Below are 339 nucleotides of genomic sequence, written 5' to 3'. Positions count from 1 at the left end.
CAAAACGTAAGATTCCTTCGCTTTCATCTGTTTTATCCCCAATTAGGTGTAAAACTCTGCTCGATGGCGGGCGGCGGCGTACAAAAAATCTATATGGTGTTTTTAAGAGAACCGTCCCGGCGGGACAGGTCAGGCAGTGACCTGTTCCACCTCCGGGATGGGTTTGAGATTAAAATGAATTTCGATAGAAATGTGTCTTGTTTTATCTTCGTCAATGCGTTCATGCACGACAATTTCTTTGATTAAGCGGTTAAGGGTGGCTGCGTCCAGCTCTGTGATGTTGGCATATTCCTGAATGGCTTCCACCCATTGTTTTGCGTCATTGGCAAGCTGGACTTC

The 339-nt window shown here is 46.0% G+C and carries 1 protein-coding gene; it reads right to left on the bottom strand.

Annotated elements, in window-relative coordinates:
* Positions 1-129: 129 nt before the first annotated feature.
* On the bottom strand, positions 130-339 hold a 210-nt coding region (locus DW720_RS14700), incomplete at its 5' end, for a DUF4368 domain-containing protein (protein WP_117530159.1).

The sequence above is a fragment of the Clostridium sp. AM27-28 genome, assembly GCF_003480955.1.
Classification (GTDB): Bacteria; Bacillota; Clostridia; order Lachnospirales; family Lachnospiraceae; genus Otoolea; species Otoolea fessa.
The sequence above is the reverse complement of the archived record's forward strand: the minus strand, read 5'-3'. Positions and strand labels throughout refer to the sequence as shown.